The organism is Rhodococcus sp. USK13 (genome assembly GCF_018343855.1).
In the GTDB taxonomy this organism is placed as follows: Bacteria; Actinomycetota; Actinomycetes; order Mycobacteriales; family Mycobacteriaceae; genus Rhodococcus_F; species Rhodococcus_F oxybenzonivorans.
On record NZ_CP069241.1, the window covers coordinates 109173 to 132420 of the forward strand.

Consider the following 23248-nt stretch of genomic DNA (forward strand, 5'->3'; position numbering starts at 1 on the left):
CCCACACCACTGGCCGCCCAATTCGATCTGAATCCACAACGCAGCCTGCTGTTCACCGCTATCCGGCTGGACTCTCATCCGCTGGTCGCACCGCTGATTGCCACGCGCGATGGCGACGAACCCACATTGCTGGTTCGCCAGCAGGAACAGGGCAACATGCTCTCCGCCGGAGTCCCTCGAGACCGAATCCGATTTTATGCCCCGTGGGCGACCATCGATCCGCGCCCCGTCGCTGGTGTCGACGCGGCCGCATTGTTGACCGCCCTGGTATCCGAGATCGCCGGTGACGGCGCGGTCGTGTTGGGAGCCGATGTGGTCTACAGCCACCAGCTGGCACTCGCCGAGGCCTTGGATGTCACCACCGAATCGGGCGAGCCGACTCCGGTACGGGTCCACGCGATCTCCACCGCTGAGGTAGAAGAGCGGTTTACGCAATGGCGTGAACGCGGTGCTGTCACGGCAACCGAGCTGATCGCCGACGTTGCTCACCTGAACGGCCTCGCCGCGGATTTCGGTGTCGGTGACACCCGTTATTCGCGGCTGGAATCCCTGGCCACGGAGCGTGAGCTCGATGCTCTGGTCATCGCCGCGCCGCCCAACTTCTCCGAAGTCACCGGACATGTGCCCGGCGACGGAGCGGTCGCTGTATGGGTGCCGGGCACCGACCGGATTCTCGTTGCGGCCTCCGACGCCGCTGACAGAAATCACTACGGCACCGCGGTCGGCGAGTACGCGTCACTCGGCGAGGCCGTCACCGCTCTCATACCCGGTCGCCGGATCGGCGTCGAAGAAGAGTTCATCTCGGTGAGTGCCGCCGGCGAACTCGCGGCTCACGGTCTCGAACTGGTGCGGGCTTCCACGGATCTCGCCCACTGGCGCGATATCCGCGACAACGAAGATCTTCCCTTCCAGGTGCTCGCCGCGCGCACCAGTGTGTACGCCATCGTGGAGGCGCTGCGTGGGCCGAGCACGAAATCGACGCCGGGATCGAATTCACCGAGATCGACATCTACCACCGATACCTCGGCCACATCGAAGACTTCCAGCGCGACAACGACATCCCGTTCGAGGTGAAGCCGTACTTCATCAACCTCCACTCGTCGAACCGGATGCTGTTTCCCGGGCCGCCTGTGGACTTCCCCATCAACAGTGAGACCACCTGCATCCAGCTCGATGCCGGGGTGCAAGTCACCATCGACGGCGTCGTCGTGGCCACCTCAGACATGGCGCGATCGCTGCCACGAACGGCCGCGGCGAAAGAGGCCTACAAGTTCTTCTTCACCGTAGTCCGGGAGGGAATCATCGGTCAGTTGCGTCCCGGCGTAGTCTGCGAGGACGTTCATGAAGGGACCCTCGAGTTCCTGGCACCGGATCTGCCCCGCATGATCGAGATCAGGATGATCGGTGAAGAAGTTGACTTCAACACGATCTACCGAGGCCGCAACGTCGGGCACCTGATGGGCAAACAGGAGTCCTTCGCCAATGAGTTGCGCCCGGGATACAAGCACGCCCTGGATGTCGGCTCCTACGGTGCCGCCGAGATTCCCTGGCGGTACAACGATGCCGCGATCGGCACCGAGGACCTGTGGTTCATCGGTACCGACCGAACCTACATCCTCACGCAGCGCTGAACAGGAGCAGACACGTTGATCGACAGCAACACCCTTGATCCGCACCGCCGCCTGGCCGACAGACAGCTGAGCCTGCCTGACCTCGGCGCCCCTGACTACGCCTACGAAGCCTGGACAAGGCACCGTGACATCTTGTACATGTCGGGACAGATCTCCCGGGCCGCGGACGGACAGATACTCACTGGCCGCGTCGGTGCCGACGCGACCGTGGCTGACGCATCCACGGCCGCGGAGACCGCAGCGCTGAACCTACTGGACAGAATCGATCAGGCCGTCGGCCTCAGCCAGGTCTGACAGATCCTGAAGCTGAACGTCTGGATTGCCAGCGACACTGATTTCACCGACCAGCCGACGCCGCATCACGACTCCTGATCGACATCCTCGGCGAGGCGGGCCGGCACGCCCGGACCACGCTGCCGTCACCTGTGCTGCCGAAGAACGCTCTGGTCGAGATCGACGCCACGGTCGCAGTCTCGGTGAACGAATAAGAATTGGTTCCGTCGGGGAGTTCCTTGAAGCGCGACGGCGGCGTGGTGAAGGAACCAGCGAAGTGTTCGCCGCGGCGTTCATACAGGCTGGTCAGGAATCGGAAGCCGCCAAGCCAGGCGACCAGCAGGAAGTCGCCTGGCTTGACGAACCTATCGGCGCACCCCGACCCTAAAAGGATCCGGTGCTCCGATTAACGATCCCTGACCGGTAAGGGCTGTCGCCGCCGATCGCCCTTCGACGGGACCCGGTGACCCCTGTCGCGGTGAATCAAGTCGCGGAGTGCGCCCTCGATGTCGCTCAACTCATCGCGTCTAGGTGACACCCTGAAACGCTGGTTAGCTTCTTCGAGCACTCTCGCGGTGAACAAGTGCTGACAGCCACTTGGACAGCGCGGCAGGGCATGCACCTAATGTCGTCGGACCTGCCGGATGCGTGGGTCAACGCGCTGGGTCGCATTGGCCATGATCTGAACGTGCGTCAGTACGGCGGTGTGATCGAGCGGATCGACTGGGTCGCCGAGTACGAACCGGACAGCGGCTACGTGTTCCTTCTGAGCGATGTGACGGTGCTCGGTCGCGGGCCCAGCGGGTTAGGCATGAGCGGAAGTACCGCGCAGGTCGACGACGACGAGGAGTCGGTCGTCGTCTGCACCGCCGACCTCGTTCAAGACCAGGTGGCCCGATCCCATGTCGCGTGGCCGTGGGGCGATACCGGTGGATTCATGACCCCTCGACTCGTCGATGCCATCGCGGTCTGGTCCGAGAAAGGCCGCCAAAGAGTGATCGGAAGCCTTTGACAGCAATTAAATCCGGGCGACGAATGTGACAGTTGATCTCGCATCGAGACACCACAGAGGGATCGGCCATCGGACGTGCGGTCGTGCTCGTGCTCGTCGTCGATTTCGACCTGCACGAGCACATGGTGCATGTGAGCCCATCGTGTCCGCTTCCCCCGACGCGGAGGCGTGGCAGTGCGGCGGGTAGGTCAGAAGAGGGTGTCGCGGACCCGCAGCGGCCGGTAGCCGGTGGGGCCGAGCTGGGCGATTTCGCCCTCGATGTCCACGTCGATGGAACCGAAGAAGTTGATGTTCGCGCTGTGCGCCGGCGAGATATGGGCCAGGACCTCGTCATCGACACGCCGTCCCGCGGTGCGCATCGCGGCCACCGCAAGCCCGTAGTACTCGGTCGTCCAGGCCACCACGGCGTTGGTGACCAGCGTCAGGCACCAAACCTGCTCGGTCTGCTGTTCGAGGTGACGGGCACGGACGGCGCCCTCGTGCGCGTAGAGCAGGTCCCGCTTGAAGGCGTGCAACGACTCACCCTTGTTCAGCTGACGCGAGATCCTGCGGCGATACGCCGGATCGGTCAAATACCGGACGGTGTAGATCGTACGACGCAGCGCCCATACTCTTTCAGCGCCGCAGCCAGGGTGTTCTGCCGGCCCGACGCAGAAAGCTTCCCGACCAGCAGCGACGCGCTCGCGTGCCCGAACTTCAGCGACCCGGCCAACCGCAGCAAATCGTCCCAGTGCCCGGCGACCAACTCGATGTTCACTCGGCGGGTCAGCAGCGGCCCGACGAGCGGGTCTACGACGACGGACGGATGCGCCGTCTGCGCGTCGAACGCATGCTCCAGGGCTACTCCCCATCGGCAGTCGCAGCAGCGCGCACCGTCCGCGTGATTTCCCGATTCACTGAGCACGAGATTACCGACACCTCGGTCACCATCCGGTCGGCGCAGATCGTCAACGCATTCAAACGCAACGATTTCCTGACCTTCGGCGCGAACCTGACCCACACCATCGTCTTCGACGACGAGGGCCCCGACAAGATCTCCCTCAAGGTGGTCCGTCTGATCGACAGCGAGGACGCGGTCAGCGCGTCCGGTTATCTGCTCTGAGAGGCTCGCGATGAACCCTCACACTGCGTCGGGTATCGCCGTCGTCACCGGCGCCGCCGGCGGAATGGGCGCTGCCATCGCCCGCAAGCTGCACACCGACGGCCACCGAGTACTCCTCACCGACCTCGACACCGTCGCGGTCGACGCCCTCGCCGCGGAACTGTCGGCGGACGGTGCCACCGCCCGCGGCATCAAGCTGGACGTCAGCCGAAAGCTGCCTTCGAGGAGGGCCTCGCGGCCTGTGAAGACCTTTGGGGTACCCCCACTGTCGTCGTCAACAACGCCGCCGTCACCCGCGCGGCCGATCTAATGACACTCGACGAAGACGAGTTCACGGGCGTGCTCACCACTAACGTCAACGGCATCTTCTTCGGCTGCCAGGTGTTCGGAGCAAGCAATGGCCGACAAGGGATTCGGGCGTATCGTCAACATAGCGTCGCTGCCGGGCCAGAACGGCGGAACCGCCACCGGCGGGCACTATGCCGCGTCCAAAGGCGCCATTCTCACCACGACCAAGATCTTCGCCCGGGAACTCGCCGCGCAGGGCGTGACGGTCAACGCCATCTCCCCCGGTCCCCACGATCTTCCTGTCATCCGCACCACGGTGCCGGCCGACAAACTCGACGGGATCATCGCGGGCATCCCGGTCGGGCGACTCGGGAGCGCATCGTTCATCGCCGACACCGTCGCACTGTTGACCTCCAAGGACGCCTTCTTCGTCACCGGCGCCTGCTGGGACATCAACGGCGGCCTCTATCTGCGCCGACCATCCTGTCCCATGGTCCCTTATTCCGTTGTCGCTACACAAGGAGAAAAGGACATGACACTCATCGACGTCATCGTCTCCGACATCACTCAGGAAACACCGACCGTCAAGTCAATCACGCTCGTAAAGGACGACGGGTCACCGCTGGGCCTTACCTGCCGGGCGCACACATCGACGTCGAGGGTCCGACCTCGATTACCCGCCAATACTCGCTCTGCAGCACGCCCTACGCACCGGACTCGTTCGTCTTCGCCGTCAAGAAGGAGGCGAACTCACGCGGCGGATCCGCAGCACTGCACGAACTCACCGTCGGGGACGCCCTCCGCATCAGCGCACCCCGAAACCTGCTCACCATCGCCCCGAAGGGGCATCACCACGTCCTAGTCGCCGCCGGCATCGGCATCACGCCGATGCTGAGCATAGCCCGCTACATGGACGTCCACGGTTTCAGCTTCGAGCTCCACTACTTCGCACGCACCGAAGCCGAAGCCGAGTTCCTGCCCCTGCTCAACGACCGGTGCCCGGACAAACTGCACCAGCACCTCGGAGTTTCCCGCGAGAATCAAAAGCAGGCATTAAGGGGCGCATTCGCCGCACTGCCCTTGAACACTCACATCTACACCTGCGGACAAGCAGCTTCATGGACAAGGTCGTCGCCGTCGCGCGCGAACACGTCGCACCCGATGCCATCCACCTCGAGAACTTCCATGCCTCGGAGCAACCCGACTCATCTGAGAACACCGCGTTCGCGGTAGAACTGGACGGATCGACCTATCAGATTCCGGCGGACAAGAGTATCGTCGAGGTCCTCCAGGACAACGGTTGCGATATCGACACCTCCTGCCAGTCTGCGGGACCTGCATCATGCAGGACCTCGAAGGCTCACCCGAACACCGCGACAACGTGCTCACCAAAGCCGAAGGAATCCGGCCAGGTCTTGGCGGTGTGTGTGTCCCGCGCGAAGGGGCCACGACTCGTCCTCGACTACTGTTGATCCGCCCGTGATCAGAACTCGTTCGGGACCTCGACGTCGTACCGGAGCAGGTCCCGAACGAAGGTTCCGATGCTGTCCGAATCGGTCTTGCTCTTGATTCGGGCCCGATGCACATCCACGGTCTTCACACTCATCCCCAGCCTGCGGGCGATGTTCCGACTAGGCAGACCTTCGAGCACCAACGCCAGAATCTGCCGCTCCCGCGGCGTCAACCCCTGAAGCTTCTCCCGCAGCTCCACGCGTGCGACATGCCCGGCGAAACGAGTCCTGGCTCGATCCGCACCGGACTGGACCGCATCGAGCAACCGCTGCGGATCGTACGGCTTCTCGAGAAAGTCCATCGCCCCCTTCTGCAGAGTCGACACGGACGTCCTGATGTCGCCGTGTCCGGACACGAAAATGATCACGACATGCGGGGCGAACTCGTTGATTTTGTCCTGCAACCGCGTGCCGCTAATTCCCGGCATACGCACGTCGAGGACGATGCATGCCGGATTCGTACCGTCGTATACGTCGAGGAACGAATCGGCACTATGGCAGATCACCGGCTGGATTGCAATACTTTCGAGAATCCAGTTGATAGAGTCACACAACGCCGGGTCATCGTCGACGACATACACCCTCGCATCGGGTACGGGGACATCTTTATCCATCACTTGCTCGGTCATATCAACTGTCCGCTCCCACCGCGACAAGTGCGCTTCGCGCCATTCGGCGCTCCCCCTGTCACCGGCCTCCATATCGGGTTGCATCACACGGGCTCTTCGACGGCCTTGTCCCAGGCTGCTTCGGCAGTCCAGTACTGGGCTCCTACCGCGCTGGTCTTGGACTCCCAGTCAGTGGTGCGTCGGAGCAGCGGTTCCTCACGACGGACCGATGCGTCCGCTGCTTCCGGCCCGTCCGCCTCCACCGTCCAATGCACCCAGTTGACCTCACGTCCATACTCGTCATGGACGAATAAGTCGACATGATGCCAGCCGTAGTTGAAGGTGTCCTCGTAGCAGGTGAGAAATATCCGATGATGGGTGACCGGACGCGGTCTCAGCATCGATTCTCCTGACATCATAAGTTGGCCCATTCCTTACATCACTGGTCCACCGGAGGACTTTCCCGGAGAATCTCTTCGAGCCTCTCCCCCATCGCGAACAAGTAGTCCTCTCTCCCCGGCAAGCCGAGGATCTGCACCCCTAGCGGCAGTCCTGCAGTCGTGCGCGCTCCCGGAACGACCACCACCGGTAAGCCCAAGAACTGCCAGGGGCGACTGAGGACAGGCGACCCGGTCGCCGCCAGTCCTTGCGGCGCAGGGCCTGTAGCGGCAGGGCCGATGATCACGGCCGATCCGCCGAGGATCTCACCTACCGATTCCCGTGATCGATCCCGTCTGATCAGCGCCGCCAAGTGCTCGGAGGCGGAGATCGCCCGCCCCTGCTGCAGCAAGTCCTTGAGCTGCGGACTCAGATCGTCCAGATGCCGTTCGAATTCATGAACGCGGGTACGTGCGGCCTCGTAAGCCATGACCGTGACATGGTCCCCTGCAAGGGTCCGCACGTGATCGTCCCAGTCGAGCGGTTCCGAATGCAGACCCACCTCGGCCAAGACGGCCGGGAGTCGGCCCAACAAAGCGATCATCGGGGAGTCGAGATAAGCGAGATTACTTCCTCTCCACACGAATGCGCGGTCCGGAAGACCGGACCGCGCACAGGTGGTAGAACCGACGAAGGCGTCGTGAACGTAACGCAGATCAGTGACGGTACGGGTCAGCAAACCCAGGGAATCGAGAGAGCTACTCAGACCGACGATTCCCGACATCTCGGTGCTGCCATGAGCGAAAACCATTCCCGCCGTCCCGCAGTAGGAGGCCGGCCGAGTCAGAGAACCTGCAGTCTGGGTGCCGAGCGCCAACGGCACAGTCCCGGCTCCTACCGCCGCAGCGGATCCGCTGGACGATCCCCCGGGCGTGCGATCAGGTGCATGCGGGTTACGAGTGGGTCCCGGTCGGAAGTATCCGAACTCTGTCGTGACCGTCTTACCTTGGACAACGGCGCCGAGTGCACGCAGCCGGGCCACGCAGGGAGCATCTGAGACCGCCGCGGTGGACGAGAGGATCGACGATCCTGCGCGAGTCGGTATCCCGGCGACATCGATGAGATCCTTCACGCCAAGCGAAATTCCTTGCAGTGGGAAATCATAATGGTAGCCCTCGACCTTCGCTGCATCGTCGAGGGAACTGGTCGACAACTGCACCCAGGCCTTCAGCACGGGCTCTTGGGCATCGATCGCAGCTCTGACTCGGGACACGAGTTCCGCCGCCGTCGTCAAACCGGTCCGGACCGACCTCACCTGATCTGCAATGGACAGCTCAACCTCGGGCGCGTTCAAATCATCCTCCTGCAGTCGCTGGCCCTCTTAGTTTGCCCGTGAATTGGGTCCACCGACAGTAAAGGTTTCCCCCCTACCCGAGTAATGCAAGGCGCCGTAAGTTTTTCAACATCTGAGCACCTGATTCGCCCGTCGGTGGTCCGGTACGGCGCGATCACCCCGGACGCCTCTATCGCACCCTCCAGCCCCATTCCCAGCCCACAAGAAAGGCCGCCTCTCATGGCTTCAGTCGTGGCACCGGAAAAGATCCTCGATGTCTTCCGATCTGGAGGCATCGAAGAAGATCGACTTCGGCAGGATGAACCGAGATGCCTGGCTGATCACAACGTCGCTCGTTCCCTTCCAGATCCTCGCGCTCGCCGACAAAGCGGTATTCGGACTCATTGTCACCGAAACGATTCCCGGTCTGGAAAGCTCAGCCGTCGAGTTGGGCTAGTCCGCGCTGCGCGGGCCTACGCCCGCAAACAAGTCCGAATGACGGCCGAGTGACAGTCGCTCGTAGGCCTCCCATCGGCAGCGCCTTCTTCCTCGACGCCGCTGTCTCCGTGATCACGAATATTCTCCCAGCCAGGGTCTCGGTGCGCTGCACCATTCTCGCGGTGGGTGTGATGTGGACTGTGATGCAGTTCCCCATTTCGCTCGGCGATGGCGCCGCAATCCGTCTGGTTACCCGGTTCGTTATCAGCGGTGCCGCGAGGGGGACGCCGGCCCCTGCCATGTCGTTGGCTTCCGCAACGATCACCCGCGTCGTCCTGCTGTTCGGCGGCAGACGGAGCATCCTCTTCTTCCGTCCCGAGTTTCTCGGACGCGCAGCGCAGACACATCACCGTAGAGGCAGAAACCCTCCAGATTGACTATCTCTCTCGACCGAGGAGAGCCTTTATGCGTGCCGACACTAATAACATTGACAAAGGACTTCTCCGCGAGGTGATGGGCCACGATCCCACCGGCGTTGCAGTCATCACCGGACGTTGCAGCAGACGGTGAACTACTTGCCCTCGTCGTCGGAACATTCAGTTCGGTATCGCTCGATCCCCCCTCGTATCCTTCATGCCGATGAAGACTTCCAAGACCTTCGACAAGCTCCGTCGGTGTGACTCGATATGCATCAATGTCGTCGGCGGCGAGCAAGAAGATCTGGTTACCACGATCACCCGACGCCGGGAGAACAAGTTCGACGGAATCGACTGGTGAACATCACCATCCGGTGATCCGATTCTCGAACAATCGATCGCCTGGATCGATGCGCGAATCGCGGACCTCGTCGATGCCGGCGACCACTGGATCGCCCTCTGTCGCGTGAGCGGCATGGCAGTCACCAACCCTGTTGCGCCCCTGATCTACTTCCAAGGCGGCTACGGCAGCTTTGTCAACACATCGTTAATGGCTCGCCTCCAGCACGAAATCGATGCCGCGGAAGCAGTACGCCCTGAGGTCGAATCCCTTGCCCACACTATTGGATGCGAGGTCGCTCTCTACACGGCAATCAGTCGAGACGAAATTGCCATGGCTCTGTCCGCATTCGGCCCCGGCATCGAACGGGAGAACGGACTCGCACGACGGTTACCGACCGTTCCACCCATCGGCGACAGTATCGTCTTCAACCTGGCCGATGACGAGCAGGAGCGATGGCTTGCGAAGGCCGCCGGAACGGACGACCACGCGCGAGAGGTCTACCGGCAACGGATCGACTTCATCCGAACACACGGTTATGTGCTGTCGCTGCTCCCGCAGGAAGGACAAACCGCCTACGGGAGGATGAGCGAAGCCACGCGACGCTACGAATCTGGACGCCTCACGCCACTGGAAGAACGTGACATCCAGGCATCAATCCTCAAATCCGATGTCGATTACCGGGTCCAGGAACTCGATCCCGGTAGCCGCTACGACGTCGGCTCGCTCGTACTGCCTATCCGCGATTCGGAGGGAAACGGCACACTTACTTTACGCCTGGCTCAACTTCCACTTCGCGCATCAGGGACGACGGTCGCCGAGTGGGTCTCACAAGCCATGATCATCGTCGCTGCGCTAGAGCGTAAGGACTCTCGACGAAGCCCCTATATCTCGTTGACCCGAATCTGTGTCTTCGAGGCCGCGTTGCATTGCCGGTAGATGCTCCGGGCGAGGTAGCCGCTGGAGGATACGGCGGATCGCGGTCGGTCTTACCCGCAGCGCGGCGCGGTCGAGTAGCGCGGGTGTTGGGGGCGTGGACCATTCGCACCATCGCTTCGCCGACACCATCGCTTCGCCGCGACGAACTGACCGCGCGTGGCGCCGCCTGTGTTGACCGCGGCACCGAGAACGGCCATCACACCGCAGCCGAGCAGGCCAAAGATGGCAGGATCGGCACTCGGGTCAACCTCAGTGCACTGACCGGCGTGCACCAGAGTCCTGTCGGCGAATGCTCCGAGGCCCAGCGCCGGGTGATTTCGGTGCCGTCCTCGAGCGTCATCTTCATAGTGGCATTGAAGTTGTCGAAACAGCCGCGCGGCCTTGGCCGCACACCGCGCGCCAATTCAGGATGAAGACATCACCACGGCGACCGACTCGAGGACGCCGGCGGCCTCGTGGCACTAGGAACGGGAACTCGCCGTTGATGTCGATCTCGCGGTGGTGCAGGTCGGTGTGCAACTTACCGCAAGCCGCGATGGCGACGACAACTTCACCGGGTCCGGGATCGAGGATCACGATGGGCGCTCCTCTCAAGCGAGCGACGAATCGGCGGACCTGCTGTGGCATGACTGTCGCTCCTTGACTTCTGCGCGGATTTACTGTCCGCTGTTGACAGCGTGGACTTGACTGCTCACCTGGAATTCGAAGCCTCTGCGCGCGATATACTCACGCAAATGCGGCGTGAGGTAAGTACCTCGACAGTCGGTGCGAGGACGACTGACGTTCCCCGTTTATCCAGTCCTGGCGAGAGACCCGCAGTTCCGAGGGCCTCCTACAGTAAGTAAGATCAGAGGTGAAAATTCCGTGAACGCTCGCGAAGCTCGTCAATGGCGCCAGAGGCGCCGCGCCGGTTGGATGGAAGCCAACCGCCAACGGACCCATCCTGACTGCGAGGCGGAGCGCCTCATAGGGTTCGCCAGCATGTGGGTGCCGTACGGGGGTGCTTCCGAGGAGGAAATCCTTGTGCAGTTCGGGATGACGCGGCGCCGGTTCCTCGAGCGATTGTGGCAGGTCATCCCCGAGTCGACCTGTTCCGAGGCCGAGATACACAGATTGGCGAACGCATACCCGCGCCACCGGCGCGGTTCCTCACCCCTCCCGTAAAACGCGACAATCTGTTACGCCCAGCTTCGCATTTCAGCTGACGACCCGACGGTCTTGAGAACATGCGAGAAACTGCGGCACTCCAGAGTTGATCGCGATGCGCCGCAACATTTTCGACCATGTCCACAAACGCTCAGCATGGTCGCGGCGCGACTCGGACAGAAACAACGTTCCCCGGGCCCGGCTTATGGTCGCTCGATGCGTCAGATACTCCCGCAGCAACACCCCGGTCGGCGCCGAATACCGCACTATTCGCTCGAGCCGGTTCTTCGTCGTCTCTGCCCGCACTCGTAACATTCGACGAGCTGGATCAAGGTCGTCGGTGCGCAGCGCGCACAGCTCCTCGCACCGCAACGCGGCGTCGTAGGCCAGAGCGAGCATCAGCCGGTTGCGCAACGGCTCGGCCGCGGCGACGGCGAGGATGTCGAGCCACTGCTGCTCGATCGGGATCCACGGAAGTTTCACCAGCCGCCGCACAAGGCCACGCTGCTGCCCACCCCACGTCCGCCCTGGCGTATACCAGCCTCAACCAACAGGATTAGATACCCGAACGCCCTCCTCCACCAAAAAGTCGAAGAATAGCCGCACTGAACCATCCCGGGTCCGATGCACACACTGTTATTTGTGTGCGACCGGTTGATCGGCACGTTGTGCAGCGTAGTACCTGGCCTCGTACTCGGTGGGCGGGATCCGCCCAAGGCGGTGCATCAGCCGGTCGGTGTTGTACCAGTGCACCCACGCCGAGGTGGCCTCCTCGACGTCGCTGACGGTGCGTAGCGGCCCGATGCGGAACGGGGAGTCGTCGGCGATGCACTCGGCCTTGTAGAGCCCGACCGTCGTCTCGGCGAGGGCGTTGTCGAAGGCGTCGGCCACCGACCCGCTCGACGGCAGCAGTCCCTGCACGAACAGGGTCTCCCCGAAGCGCAGAGCCGTATATTGACCAGGCTCAACCGGTGGAAGCAACACCTCGATCATGGAGGTGTGGGAATGGGACGCCCACCCGGGTGGGCGGCAGCGTTGACGGGGCGTGCGGTGATGCGGTCACCGGGACGACCTCGGTGCGCCGAGACCTCGAGCGGGCATTCTGGGCGCGGATCGCCGAAGGCCTCACAAGCGACGACGCAGCGACCGCGTGCGGCGTGTCGGGGCCGGTAGGGACACGGTGGTTCCGCCAGGCTGGCGGGATGCCACCGATCGAGTTGACCCCGGTCTCGGGGAGGTACCTGTCGTTCACCGAAAGCGAGGATATCGCGCTGTTGCGAGCCAAGGGTATGAGTATGCGCGGCATCGCTGACCGGCTCGGACGATCCCCGTCGACGATCTCGCGAGAGTTGCGGCGGAACGCCGCCACCCGTAATGGGAAGCTCTCATACCGGGCGTCGACCGCACAGTGGAAGGCCGACCTCGCCGCCAGGCGCCCGAAGCCGGCGAAGCTCGCCGAACATGATCGATTGCGAGAATATGTGCAGGACAAACTGTCCGGTGTGATTCGCGCCCAAGACGGCACCGTGGTGTCCGGTCTGGATGCGGCTTGGATTGGCCGCAACAAGCCTCGGCGCGGTGATCGCCTCGGCGCGGTGATCGTCGGTGGGCGACGGCGTGGAGTCCGGAGCAGATCTCGAATCGCCTACCGATCGACTATCCGGAGGATCCGTCGATGCGCATTTCACATGAGGCGATCTACCAATCGCTCTACATCGAGGGGCGTGGCGGCTTGGAGCGCGAGCTTGTCGCGTGCTTACGCACCGGTCGGGCGCTACGTAAGCCTCGTGCCCGAGCGCGGAAGCAGCGCACCGGTTTCATCACCGATGACGTGACCATCGGAGCTCGGCCGGAGGAGGTCGAGAGCCGGAAGACGCCGGGGCATTGGGAGAGCGACCTCATCATCGGTCTGACCCGGTCCGCGATCGGCACACTGGTCGAGCGCACCAGCAGATACACAACACTACTACACCTGCCGCGCCTGAAAGGTCATGGGACAGCGGCGATGGTGAAGAACGGGCCGGCGCTGTCCGGATATGGTTCCGAGTCAGTTCGTGATGCTCTGGCCGCGACGCTGACACCATTGCCCGAACATCTACGCAGATCCGTGACATGGGATCGGGGAAGGGAACTGGCGCGTCATGCCGAGCTGACGGCACAACGGGTATCCGTGTCTACTTCTGTGATCCGTACAGTCCATGGCAGCGCGGGACGAACGAGAACACGAATGGGCTCCTGCGGCAGTATTTCCCGAAGGGTACTGATCTGTCGCGATACAAGTTCCGTGAACTTCAGGCGGTCGCTGATGCGCTCAACAACCGCCCTCGAAAGATCCACGGTTGGAGAACTCCAGCGGAAGTGTTTGCCGAACAGGTACACTCGTCCTCACGGCACGGTGTTGCGACGACCGGTTGAATCCGCCTTGCGACCCCGCGTCGCTGTGGTGAATGGTGTTTCCGCGCAATGGGTTACCTTGCATAGACCGCAAGGTGCAGGCCTGGTTCACCGCCCGCTGCACGAACGCGGTCTCCTTCGACGTCGACACCTCCCAACCGACGATCGTGCCGGCGAACGCATCGATGACGAACGCCGTGTACGCGAAGCCGGACACCATCCGGACGTACGTGAAGTCCGCGACATAGAACGCGTCGGGCCGGTCGACCCGGAAGTTCCGGTTGACCAGATCCGGCGGCGCCGACGGCTCCGGCACGGTGGTGCGGACCCTCTTCGCCCTGCTGGCACCGCGCCACCCGTTGACGCGCATGAGCCGTTCGACGGTGCAGCGGGCCACCTCGATGCCCTGACGGCGCAGGTGGCCCACATCTTCAACGAGCCGTACAGCGACTCCGGCCTGCGTCGACCGTGCTCGTCCCGCTCGACGTAGTAGGAGGCCAGCACCGCGGTGATGGTGGCGTCCCACAATGCCCGTTTCGACAACGGCCGGCTGCGCCAGGCGTAGAAGGTTCTCGGGGCGATCGTGCACCCGTGCTCGGTGAGCACCCGGCAGATCGGTACGATCGAAGAACTGATCGCGGTGTTCGGCGATGAACCGGCAGATCACTTGCGTGGCGGGTCGCACTCCCGCGCGAAGAAAGACGTTGCAGACTTCAATATTTCGATGGTCTTCTCGAGCTCGGCGTTCTTCCGCCGCAAAGCCCGCAGTTCGGCCTCAGCCTCCGATGCCGACGCAGCCGGGGTACCGCCGCCCGCCGCCTCGGCCTTAGGGACCCACACCCGCACCGTCTCCGTCTTCAGTGCCATCCGCTCGGCGATCGTACGGATCGCCTCGTACTCCGAGGCGTACTCGTCACGGTGTTCGAGGACCAGGCGCACGGCCTTCTCCCGCACCTCGGCTGGATAAACATTCGGCATAAGGATCACCTTCCCAAGAAAGAAGGTGTGCATCAAACTCGGGACGATTCAGGATAGCGTTTCTCCCATTTTGCGCTGAACTCGGCGAACCGGTCCAGTGCGGCCTGCTCCGACGGCGCGGTGGGGGTACCGCCCTGCACTCAGTGCTCGGGGAGACCGGGTTGAGGTCCTTGGCTATCTCGGCCCAGTCCTTGCGGGAGGCGTAGGCGTACGTATTGCGAAGGAGGTGTTCTCTGAACTACGACCGTTTTGCTTAGATCTGTTCGTCATCGGACCGTTCGGCCGACGAGGTGGGAGAAGTGGGGTAGTCCAAGGTGGACGGTAGCTGTGCGGGTGGTGAGTTCGCCGAGTTGTGCGAGTTTGTGTTCGGCTCCGGCGAGGCTGATGCGGAGTCCGTCGACTTCGCCGAGCCAGCCTTCGCGGTGGGCTTCGTCGATACGGGCGAGCAGGTGGTCGCGGACCTCGGTGAGTCGGCCGCGTTGCTGGGGGTCCGGTCGCAGTAGCGAGCAGCGCAGACAGGAGTGCTCATGAATGCAGGGCGTGTTGTATGCGCGCCCGCAGGTTCCGAGGGCGACCTTGCGGTGCTCGAAATTTCTCTGCACCAAGCGAGGCGACACGCCGCAGCTGCGGGCCCCACTCCGCTGTGCAGCCGACGGCGGCCTCCGTCGAGCCCACCTCGTCCCGCAAAGTCTGCGGGGAGTTGTAGATCAGTTCGGCAACATGCTGACGCATTCTTCTGCCGCAATGAACGCGTTTTACTAGCGAGCCGGATCGTTCCCAGGTTGTTCGTCGCGCTGGGAACGATCCGAGTGGGGCTTATGTCATTGCGGCGCTGCGACGACCGGCGTGCCGAGATCGACGGGGGCGATGCGGGCCAGTCGCTTGGTCTCCTCTCGTTTCTGCCGGAGGAAGGCCAGGGTGAGGTCGATGCCCTCGACCTCACCAAGCCAAGCCTCCTGTTCTGCGCGGGCGCGGCGGGCGATCAGGTCGTCCTCGATCTCATCGAGCCGCGGCAGCATTTTCGGGTTGATATTGAGCATTGGGCAGCGCAAACAAGCGTGCTCATGCTGGCAGGCAGAGCCGTATGGTCTTGCGCAACCTCCTAATTCGACCTTTCGGCGGTCGAAGTGTTCCTCAAATTCGGACCATTCGGTGTCGGTAACGGGCTTGTACTCGTCCGTCGCCCGCGCCTGGCGTCGGTGGTCGAGGAATTCTGGGTAATGGCGTACGACATCTTCGTTGAACACGGCGACATATCCGCGAGTTGTCTGCAGATTCAGGTGTCCGAGTAGTGCTGCGCCGATGTGGATGGGTAGCCCGGTGTTGACCAGATCCGTGGCCAGCAGTCTGCGGAAGTCATGGGGTGTGAACGAGGTGGCGCGGAAGCCGGGGTGCTGCTCGGCCAGCTCAGCGCAGCGGCGGCGGAGCATGACCAGCACCGTCGCGGACGAGATCACCCTCGGAACGGCACCGGTATGGCGTTGGAACAGGAACGGCATGGGCTCGCTCATCCGCCGCTCGTGGTTGTCGTAGCGCTGGATGAGTGGAATGGTGCGGCCGTGCTGGGTGTGCCGCCGGATGATCGCGGCGATGACAGCGAACAACTCCGCCGACATCGGGATGACGCGCTCGCGGTCTGTCTTGGACGGCGCGATCACCAGCAATGCGATGACTTCTCCATTGGGGCGCTGATACTGCCGGATGCTCAGATGGGTCAGCTCCAGCAACTCCTCGATGCGAATACCTGCGTGACGAAGGACTTCCACTGCCGCGAATTCCCAGAAGGCAATGTCCTCGGCGGTGGTGACATTGATGTCCTCGCCGCTGCCGAGGTCGCGGACCCGTGTGTTCGCCTGACCGCCTCGCCGGGCGCGCCGGTCATCGGCGGCGGTCCAGACGCGCTGATAGGTCCGGCCGTGGACAGTGACGGCCTCGCCGCCGAGCAGGGGCGAGGCGGCCTGCAGCAGCGCCTGCAGGTGGCTGTAGCGGTCCTCCAGGTGAGCTACCAGCACGGGCAGCAGCGGTTGCCGCTGGCGCACCCGGTCGTCCATCCGCTCCTTGCGTCGTCGTTGGCGGACGATGATCCCGCGCAGCGCGCCGTTCGGGATCGGGCACGGCGCCACCCACGGTGCCCACTTCTCGGGTTCCTCGACCGCCCAGCTGTGCAGATCGGTGTAGAAGGAGCGAACCGCTCGCAGGATGCGCTCGAACTCTTCGCGCTGTTTGCGGCCGTCCTGGTGGGTGCCCAGCGCCTCGCGCCACCGTTGGTAGAGCTCGGCGCCGATCCGCAGATCCGGCTGGCCGGGAGCGAGGGCCTCGATCTTGGCCCAGAACAGCCCAGCCAGAGAGCGAGACAGCTGATCCAGAGTCGAGTAGTCCATCTCAGGTTCGCGTCGCTCCAAATAGTCCAGCAGCAGTTGCCGGACCCCCTGGTGGCGGATGTCGTATCGGTCGACCAGCTCTTGGATCGTCCGGCGCCCGCTGAGCACGGCCGCCCGCAGCGTCGCCGGGGTGCCGGATGGGAAGTGACCCATGTCGTGGAGCACCTGCCAGGCCAGTTGCCCAGGGAACTGGCCACGGCCTGTTTCACCGCGGCCCTTGAACGCCAGGCCGTGGTCACGGGTTTCCCACACATAGTGCAGGAACGCCTCGGGTGTCAGGTCGGCCAGCGCAATGCCCTGCGTCGTCAACGCAGCAGTGATGTCGAACAGCGCCGCACCGTGGTGCAAGGGATGCACCACGGTGTCCTGCACGCGCTTCCAGAACTCCTCCAGCAGCGGATCGCGCTGGGCGGTGAGAAACCGTTCGCCGTAGCGGAGGAACCTTGTCGAGCGCAGCGCCTGCAGCGATGGCCGGATCACCCGGAGGCTGAACACGCAGGCCGTGCCGACGCAGATCTCGTCCCGCTCGGCCTGCTCACCCTTCACCGCGGTCACGGGGCGTCCCGGTTCGTTGAGGTCGCTGGCCTCCCAGCGCTGCTGCCAAGTCTCGCCGGGGAAGCCGGCGATATGCTCCAACAGGAACCGGGCGCCGCGCGCTCTGCGCCGCACGGCGTCGGGGCTGCCCGGCCAGACGTCGCGCACGACCTGCTGGATCTCATCAATGTCAGCGGCGGTCAGGTCACCGCGCGGCCTCGGTGCGGCGGTCGGTTGTGCCGGCTCACCGCGTTGTCCAGCGAAGCGGGTGGGCGGGACCGACCCATTCTGGCGGCGTTGTGCCGTGGTGGACTCAGGCACCGAACACCGCCTCGATGTCGGCGGGGTCGTAGCCCGCCGGGTAGGACCGCTGCGGCCTGGGTTTGGTGTAGTGCTCCAGCAGCTTGTCGTGCATGTCCTCGATCCGGACGGTGAGGTAACGCCCCGTGGTGTCCAGGTGGGCATGCCGCAGGATCGCCTGGACCTCGGCCAACGTCAGCCGCTCGTCGCCGGCCATCCTGGTGGCGGCAGTGTGCCGGGCGTCATGCAGGGTGTAGTTGGTGCCCAGCTTCTCGTTGGCGCGCTGCAGCACTCGCCGCATCGCCCAGTACGTCAGCGGGCGGGAATTCCCGCGCCGGGTTCGCCACACCTGTTGCCCCGCAGCAGGAAGGCCGTCGGTGGCCAGATAGCGGCCCAGGTAACGGAAGGCATCCGGTGAGGCCGGCACCGGCTGACGCAGCCTGCTCCCCTTGGACACGACATACAACAGCTGGCCGGCCCAGTCGACGTCTTCAACGTCACCCCCAGCAACTCGCTGGCCCGAGCACCCGAGCTGACATAGCACTCGAGCAATGCGCGATCGCGGTCGCAGCCCATCACGGCGAACAACTCGTCCCACAACGCATCCGGGATCGCCCGCGGCGCCCGCTGGGGCACGCGCTGCCGCAACCGCGCCCGGCGCACGACCGGGACCGGCTCCAGCGGGCTGCGGTGAGCCAGCACCTGCCGACGCTGCGCGGAGACCGGCACCGGATTGACCACCGGCCCAACCCCGAAACGCCCATGGAACGCGTAGAAGCCGTGCACCACAGTCAAAGCGTGATTGATCGTCGTCGGTGCATACCCAGCCCGGAGCGACGGCCTGCCGGTCTTGAGGTTCACCGACCCCGCCGGTGGCGAGCTCGGGCTGCGGCGCTGCCGTTGCGGATTACGGGCAGCACGCAACCACGCCACCAGCGTCGCGACCTCGCCCTCGGTCGCCCGATCCCACCCAATCCCCAAGAACCACAACAGCCGGTGCCACCGCAACAGGTCAAACCCGTAGCTTCGGCATGTGAGCGGGCTCGCGTCGCCGAGCATGAGGTCCCGCAAGTACGCGGCGACCGGCTCCAGCCGCGCGCCATCGCCGTCCACGACCACGAACGGCAAGTCCGGGGTCTCGCCCTTGACCACCGCCCCGACCGACGGGACAGCTCGTCGCCCTTCGGCCAGCTCCCGCCGCATGTTCTCGACCACACCACGTCCCTTCGCCAGACCGGGTAACCCCGGTCATTGATCTTGTCGTGGTGCAGTCAACAGGGTGCCCAAGGAACTCGTTCCATTCGGCGTCGGTGGGAGTGCGGTATTCCTCGCCGGGCCGCAGGGCGCGGCGGCGGGCAAGGAAGGCGCGGTGGCCGGTGATGACTTCTTCGGGGTAGACGGCCTTGTAGCCCATGGTGGTGTTGATGTCGCGGTGGCCGACGACGAGTTGGGCGATGTGAGGTGGCATGCCGTTCATGATGGCGTCGGTGATGAAGATCCGGCGGAAGTCGTGCGGCAGGAACCGCAGTGGTTGCCCGGTGGTGTCGGTGAGAGCGGTTTTGACCAGCGCCGCGTTGAGCAGTCGGCGGACGGCCGGTGGGGTGATGGGGCGGCGTTCGCCGCCGTAGTGCCGCTGGAAGAGCAGCGGGATCGTCGGGTTCCAGACCTTCTCGTGGTAGTCGTAGGCGGCGACCAGCGGAACCGCGCCGTCGTCGCCGCGGACACGGCAGACGATGGCCGATAGGACGTCGGCGAGCTCGGGGCTGATGACCAACAGCCGTTCGCAGTCGGTCTTCGACGGCGCGACGTGCAGTAGCGGGATGAGCTCTCCGGTAGCGGGCAGGGTGTATTGGACGAAGCTGTGGTGGCTGAGCTCGCAGAGTTCTTCAATGCGCAGCCCGGTGTGGTGGAGCACTTCAACTACTGCCCATGCCCAGAACGCTTGGTGTTCTTGGAAAGTCAAGTCGAGTCGGGGCCCGCCGGTAGGATCCTCGGACCAGATCTTCGCGCCACCGTCGCGGGCGGCCAGGACGCTGCGGCGCAGGGTCTGCCCGGCTGCGGTGAACGTGTCGCCGGGGCGAGCAGCTTGGGCTGCGTGGAGCAACTCTGCTGCCTGGCGTCGCTCGGTGTTGACGGCGGCGACAAGGTTGGGCAGGACAGGAAGTCGTTCGCGGGTGCGCTGATCCATGCGGGATTTGCGCTGCCGCAGGGTTTTCGTCCGCGACATTTCGTCGCTGCGGATCGGGCACGGCGCTGCCCACGGACCCCATCGTGTGGGTTCTGCCATCGCCCATTGCGCGATATCCAGATAGAACGCCCGGACCATCGCTAGGGTGGACAGGCCCGACTCCCGGGTGAGGACGCGCTGCTTCCAGGCCGCGACGACCTCGGGGGCCAGTCGCGGCGAGTCGATGCCCGGGTGGTGGTGTTCGAGGTCGGCCCAGAACAATTTGCCCAGGGTTCCGGCCAGTCGTTGCAGGGTCACGTAGTCGACAGTGGATTGGCGTTCGCGCAGGTAGTCGACCAGCAGGTCTCGGACGGGGCGGCATGCTATGCCGTATCGGTCGATCAGCTGTTCGACGCTGACCTGCCCGGTGGTGCCGAACACCCGCACCGTGGACGGAGCGTCTGCGCCGAGGACGCCGATGGTGCGCAGCAAGTGATAGAAATAGCCGCTGGTGGTGGTCTTGCCGCCCCCGATCCGCTGGATGGCCTGCAGCAACTCGAGGCAGTCGCCGACGGTGATGTCGGCGACTGTGCCGCCCTTGGCGGCGATGATGACCGCGATCCGACACTGCGCCCTCGTCTTCGTGGAGCGCCCGGCCGGGTCAGCGTCGCAGGCTGCGCGCAAAGGCAGCCCACCCGTGCGGATCACGCGCCTGCTCCAGACGCATGGCCAGGTTTTTCGGCGTTCTGGGGCTCATCAACCAGTCCACCGGGGGCCGCAGCACGTCCGCGCAGATCAACGAGGCGGTGCCGATGGCTATCATATTGATGCCGTTCTTGACGGTTGTCGGTTCTGGTCGCGTGCTCGACCACCAGTGCGCTGCAGCGTGTTTCCAGCCCTGGTTATCCGCAGGCGCCTCAATACTGTCGAGGAACCGTTCCTGCCAGGTGACGCCGGCGAACTCGGTCAGCCAATCCAGCACCGCCAGCAGACCACGGTGATGTCGTGACTGCTCGTGCCGGTCGGCGCCCCGCAGAGGCTGCGCAAGTGCCCGCGCAAGCACCTCGCCCCGTGAGTCCCGTGTCGCGTCCCAACTCACCGGCAGCGGTCGCGGTGGGAACTGGCGCAGCAGCTGAGGGACCGTCTGCAGACTCGACGGCTTATAGCGTGGATCGGGCAGGGCTCTGGTCGGCGGCGGTGCGGCGATGAACGGCTCGATCACCGGACGCCTCTGCCGAACAGCACGTCCAGCGACTCGGGTCGGTATCGCTGGGTTGACGTGTCGTCGCCGGCACGTTGTTGGTCGTCTGGGTTCGCGCGGCGGACGTGGTGGGCCAGCACCGAGGCGATCACGTCTTCCGGGACGGGGTTGGTATAGATCTGCGTCGTGGTCAGCGACGCGTGGCCGAGCACCCACTGGACATCGGTGATCGGCATCGAGGGATCACGCGCCATCCGATAGGCAGCGGTGTGACGGAGGTCGTGCAGCGTCCAATTCGCGTCCAGCAGCGCGTTGACCCGAGTGAACATGCGATGGGCCGCGTGGTAGGTCAACGGCCGAAAGGGCTTGCGCAGCGTCCACCACAACGGGTCATCGCCTCCGGCGGACACCAGGCCGTGCATCTGCTGCTGGTAGAGCCTCAACCACACGAATGCGTCAGGTGATGCGGGAACCTGCTGCAGCACCCGTGATCCCTTGCGCACCGCAGTGATCAGCTGTCGCCCCGTGTCGGCGTCGGCTCTCGTGCAGCCCAGCAGCTCCGACGCGCGGGTACCGGTGGAGACCCAGAACGCAACCAACGCCCGATCGCGATGCGATCCCAGTCGCACGAACAGCTCATCGAAGCACGAATCCGGAATGCTGCGCGGGATTCGGGGCACCAGCCGCGGTCGATACTGCCCCGAGCGTTCACGCCGATACGGCTCCATCGGATTATGATGCGCATTCGCGCGACCATCCCGGCTTCGCCCCCGCGACAACGGAAACGGGTTGATCATCGGTCCGCTGCCAGTTTCTCGATCGAACTCGTAGAAGCTGCGCAGCACCGTTTCCGAATGCGCTCGGGTCGAGGACGCGTACTTGCGTCCCGGACCGACCTTGCCGGTCACAGGGTTTGGTTTCGGCTCCGGTGCGCGCTCTCGCCGACTCGGCTTGTCAAACGATCGAATCCAGATGCTGAAGTCCCGGGCTTCGACCTGGGTCGCCTCGTTCCACGGCACCTCGACTGCCCACAGAAACCGGAACCAGCGCAGCAAGGCCATCCCATACGACCGCTGCGTCGCCGCCGATCGGCCCGCTGCGCTCAAGTCGCTGAAGAATGCGGTCACTGCTGCGACCGGCGCTCCGTCCGGATCAAGCAGCCGCCACGGCTGCCACCCCTCGCCGGTCTCCATCAGTGAACCCCGGCGACCCACCACCAGCGCGGCCAGATCCCGCGGACTGCCATCGGATTCGATCATGGCAACGAACCGTATCCGCACCGGCCATGACCTGCAAGAACTCCGGCGGTAGTTCAGTCAATAGGTGAACCACGCAGGTCTGCACGATGGTCTGCGGCCACACCTGCCCGATCGAGTCGGGCAGATGCTCCAAACCGTCACACTTGACGATCAAAACATCCTGCACACGAAGATTTTTCAGCTCAGACAACACCCGAAGCCAGTACTTCGCCCCTTCCCCGTCGCCGTGCTCTCCGGCCCACAATCCTGGGGGTACCTCCCGCTCGCGGGGGCGGATGTCTCGGGTGCCGTCCACGGTCACGCCCATCACGACGTAGATCGGCCGGTTGGCCACGTTGCCGTCGCGGATCTTGACGTGGATGCAGTCGATGAACAGCACCGGGTACACCGGGTCCAGTGGTCGGTTCTGCCGCTCGAGCATGCCGTCCATCACCCGCTCGGTGGGGGTACCTCCCTGCACGCAGTGCTTGGGGGAATCGTCGAGATCGTCTGTTTGGACACCTCGGCGCCGTAGACCTCGGCCAGGTGCGCAGAGATCTCACCGGTGGTCAGTCCCTTGGCCGACAGCGAGATCACCATGTCCTCCCGGTGAGCCGCCGCTGCCGCTTGGCCACGATCT

At 64.1% G+C, this 23248-nt stretch carries 17 protein-coding genes and 11 pseudogenes; 11 read left to right on the top strand and 17 right to left on the bottom strand.

Translation table 11 applies throughout. The features are described from left to right. Nucleotides 1-9: 9 nt before the first annotated feature. The 3 genes and pseudogenes from JQT59_RS00495 (at nucleotide 10) to JQT59_RS00505 (ending at nucleotide 2916) form a co-directional block, all read left to right on the top strand. Nucleotides 10-1631: pseudogene (locus tag JQT59_RS00495) on the top strand (aminopeptidase P family N-terminal domain-containing protein). Nucleotides 1632-1769: 138 nt separating this feature from the next. After that, nucleotides 1770-2119 (top strand): annotated as a pseudogene (locus JQT59_RS38155) (RidA family protein). A gap of 368 nt (nucleotides 2120-2487) precedes the next feature. Next, entirely contained in the window at nucleotides 2488-2916 is a 429-nt protein-coding gene (locus JQT59_RS00505) for a hypothetical protein (protein WP_249353563.1), read from the top strand. Between the two features lie 188 nt (nucleotides 2917-3104). Here the strand turns inward: JQT59_RS00505 and JQT59_RS00510 are convergent. Further along, a pseudogene (locus tag JQT59_RS00510) lies at nucleotides 3105-3703 on the bottom strand (Tn3 family transposase); the annotation flags it as partial. On the opposite strand from JQT59_RS00510, the gene JQT59_RS00515 reads away from it, so the two are divergent. The 4 genes and pseudogenes from JQT59_RS00515 to JQT59_RS37910 all read left to right on the top strand — a co-directional run bounded on the left by JQT59_RS00515 (nucleotide 3647) and on the right by JQT59_RS37910 (nucleotide 5778). After that, nucleotides 3647-4018: a nuclear transport factor 2 family protein gene (locus JQT59_RS00515; protein WP_249353564.1), complete on the top strand. Its 372-nt coding sequence runs from the start codon at nucleotides 3647-3649 to the stop codon at nucleotides 4016-4018. The pseudogene JQT59_RS00510 and the gene JQT59_RS00515 overlap by 57 nt on opposite strands. A gap of 10 nt (nucleotides 4019-4028) precedes the next feature. Beyond that, nucleotides 4029-4328, top strand: a complete 300-nt coding sequence (locus JQT59_RS37580) for an SDR family NAD(P)-dependent oxidoreductase (RefSeq protein WP_283253993.1) — start codon at nucleotides 4029-4031, stop codon at nucleotides 4326-4328. A gap of 75 nt (nucleotides 4329-4403) precedes the next feature. Then, a pseudogene (locus tag JQT59_RS37905) lies at nucleotides 4404-4760 on the top strand (SDR family oxidoreductase); the annotation flags it as partial. Between the two features lie 78 nt (nucleotides 4761-4838). Beyond that, nucleotides 4839-5778 (top strand): annotated as a pseudogene (locus tag JQT59_RS37910) (PDR/VanB family oxidoreductase). An 11-nt stretch (nucleotides 5779-5789) separates the two neighbouring features. On the opposite strand, the gene JQT59_RS00535 reads toward JQT59_RS37910, so the two are convergent. The 3 genes from JQT59_RS00535 to JQT59_RS00545 form a co-directional block, all read right to left on the bottom strand. Further along, complete coding sequence (locus JQT59_RS00535) at nucleotides 5790-6446, bottom strand: response regulator transcription factor (protein ID WP_249353565.1); 657 nt, start codon at nucleotides 6444-6446, stop codon at nucleotides 5790-5792. Between the two features lie 83 nt (nucleotides 6447-6529). Next, complete coding sequence (locus JQT59_RS00540; protein ID WP_249353566.1) at nucleotides 6530-6826, bottom strand: hypothetical protein; 297 nt, start codon at nucleotides 6824-6826, stop codon at nucleotides 6530-6532. Between the two features lie 38 nt (nucleotides 6827-6864). Beyond that, nucleotides 6865-8157 carry an amidase gene (locus JQT59_RS00545; protein ID WP_213571102.1) on the bottom strand — a complete coding sequence of 431 codons (1293 nt, stop codon included), beginning with the start codon at nucleotides 8155-8157 and terminating at the stop codon, nucleotides 6865-6867. A 253-nt stretch (nucleotides 8158-8410) separates the two neighbouring features. Between JQT59_RS00545 and JQT59_RS00550 the strand changes: the two genes are divergently transcribed. The 3 genes and pseudogenes from JQT59_RS00550 (at nucleotide 8411) to JQT59_RS00560 (ending at nucleotide 10269) form a co-directional block, all read left to right on the top strand. Next, nucleotides 8411-8593 carry a hypothetical protein gene (locus JQT59_RS00550; RefSeq protein ID WP_213571104.1) on the top strand — a complete coding sequence of 61 codons (183 nt, stop codon included), beginning with the start codon at nucleotides 8411-8413 and terminating at the stop codon, nucleotides 8591-8593. Between the two features lie 49 nt (nucleotides 8594-8642). After that, nucleotides 8643-9011, top strand: a complete 369-nt coding sequence (locus JQT59_RS00555; RefSeq protein ID WP_213571106.1) for a hypothetical protein — start codon at nucleotides 8643-8645, stop codon at nucleotides 9009-9011. 28 nt (nucleotides 9012-9039) lie between these two features. Then, nucleotides 9040-10269 (top strand): annotated as a pseudogene (locus tag JQT59_RS00560) (flavin reductase family protein). A 137-nt stretch (nucleotides 10270-10406) separates the two neighbouring features. On the opposite strand, the pseudogene JQT59_RS00565 reads toward JQT59_RS00560, so the two are convergent. The 3 genes and pseudogenes from JQT59_RS00565 to JQT59_RS00575 all read right to left on the bottom strand — a co-directional run. Then, nucleotides 10407-10896 (bottom strand): annotated as a pseudogene (locus tag JQT59_RS00565) (alcohol dehydrogenase catalytic domain-containing protein); the annotation flags it as partial. Nucleotides 10897-11466: 570 nt separating this feature from the next. Then, nucleotides 11467-11910 (bottom strand): site-specific integrase, encoded by a 444-nt coding sequence (locus JQT59_RS00570; RefSeq protein ID WP_249353568.1) that lies wholly within the window; start codon nucleotides 11908-11910, stop codon nucleotides 11467-11469. Between the two features lie 141 nt (nucleotides 11911-12051). Then, nucleotides 12052-12372, bottom strand: a pseudogene (locus JQT59_RS00575) (integrase core domain-containing protein); the annotation flags it as partial. Between the two features lie 48 nt (nucleotides 12373-12420). Here JQT59_RS00575 and JQT59_RS00580 point away from each other — a divergent pair. Beyond that, a pseudogene (locus JQT59_RS00580) lies at nucleotides 12421-13830 on the top strand (IS30 family transposase). A gap of 7 nt (nucleotides 13831-13837) precedes the next feature. Here JQT59_RS00580 and JQT59_RS37915 read toward each other — a convergent pair. The 10 genes and pseudogenes from JQT59_RS37915 to JQT59_RS38170 form a co-directional block, all read right to left on the bottom strand. Further along, nucleotides 13838-14787, bottom strand: a pseudogene (locus JQT59_RS37915) (IS3 family transposase); the annotation flags it as partial. Nucleotides 14788-14822: 35 nt separating this feature from the next. Next, a pseudogene (locus JQT59_RS38160) lies at nucleotides 14823-15016 on the bottom strand (hypothetical protein); the annotation flags it as partial. A 37-nt stretch (nucleotides 15017-15053) separates the two neighbouring features. After that, the gene (locus JQT59_RS00595) at nucleotides 15054-15389 is read right to left on the bottom strand and encodes a hypothetical protein (protein WP_213571113.1); all 336 of its coding nucleotides are present in this window, start codon (nucleotides 15387-15389) and stop codon (nucleotides 15054-15056) included. 219 nt (nucleotides 15390-15608) lie between these two features. Then, nucleotides 15609-18023, bottom strand: a complete 2415-nt coding sequence (locus JQT59_RS00600) for a tyrosine-type recombinase/integrase (protein WP_213571115.1) — start codon at nucleotides 18021-18023, stop codon at nucleotides 15609-15611. After that, nucleotides 18016-18600, bottom strand: coding sequence for a tyrosine-type recombinase/integrase (locus JQT59_RS37920; RefSeq protein WP_349306968.1), 585 nt, complete (start codon nucleotides 18598-18600; stop codon nucleotides 18016-18018). The genes JQT59_RS00600 and JQT59_RS37920 overlap by 8 nt, the downstream gene beginning before the upstream one ends. Before the next feature lie 414 nt (nucleotides 18601-19014). Then, the gene (locus JQT59_RS00610) at nucleotides 19015-20877 is read right to left on the bottom strand and encodes a tyrosine-type recombinase/integrase (protein ID WP_249353569.1); all 1863 of its coding nucleotides are present in this window, start codon (nucleotides 20875-20877) and stop codon (nucleotides 19015-19017) included. Next, the gene (locus JQT59_RS00615) at nucleotides 20831-21391 is read right to left on the bottom strand and encodes a hypothetical protein (RefSeq protein WP_213571117.1); all 561 of its coding nucleotides are present in this window, start codon (nucleotides 21389-21391) and stop codon (nucleotides 20831-20833) included. Before JQT59_RS00615 ends, JQT59_RS00610 begins: the two co-directional genes overlap by 47 nt. After that, the gene (locus JQT59_RS00620; protein ID WP_213571119.1) at nucleotides 21388-22629 is read right to left on the bottom strand and encodes a tyrosine-type recombinase/integrase; all 1242 of its coding nucleotides are present in this window, start codon (nucleotides 22627-22629) and stop codon (nucleotides 21388-21390) included. The genes JQT59_RS00615 and JQT59_RS00620 overlap by 4 nt, the downstream gene beginning before the upstream one ends. Beyond that, a complete protein-coding gene (locus JQT59_RS38165) occupies nucleotides 22523-23089 on the bottom strand; it encodes a transposase (protein ID WP_502939700.1) in 567 nt (188 codons plus the stop codon). The genes JQT59_RS00620 and JQT59_RS38165 overlap by 107 nt, the downstream gene beginning before the upstream one ends. Next, a complete protein-coding gene (locus JQT59_RS38170; RefSeq protein WP_502939701.1) occupies nucleotides 23059-23208 on the bottom strand; it encodes a transposase in 150 nt (49 codons plus the stop codon). Before JQT59_RS38170 ends, JQT59_RS38165 begins: the two co-directional genes overlap by 31 nt. Nucleotides 23209-23248 lie beyond the last annotated feature (40 nt).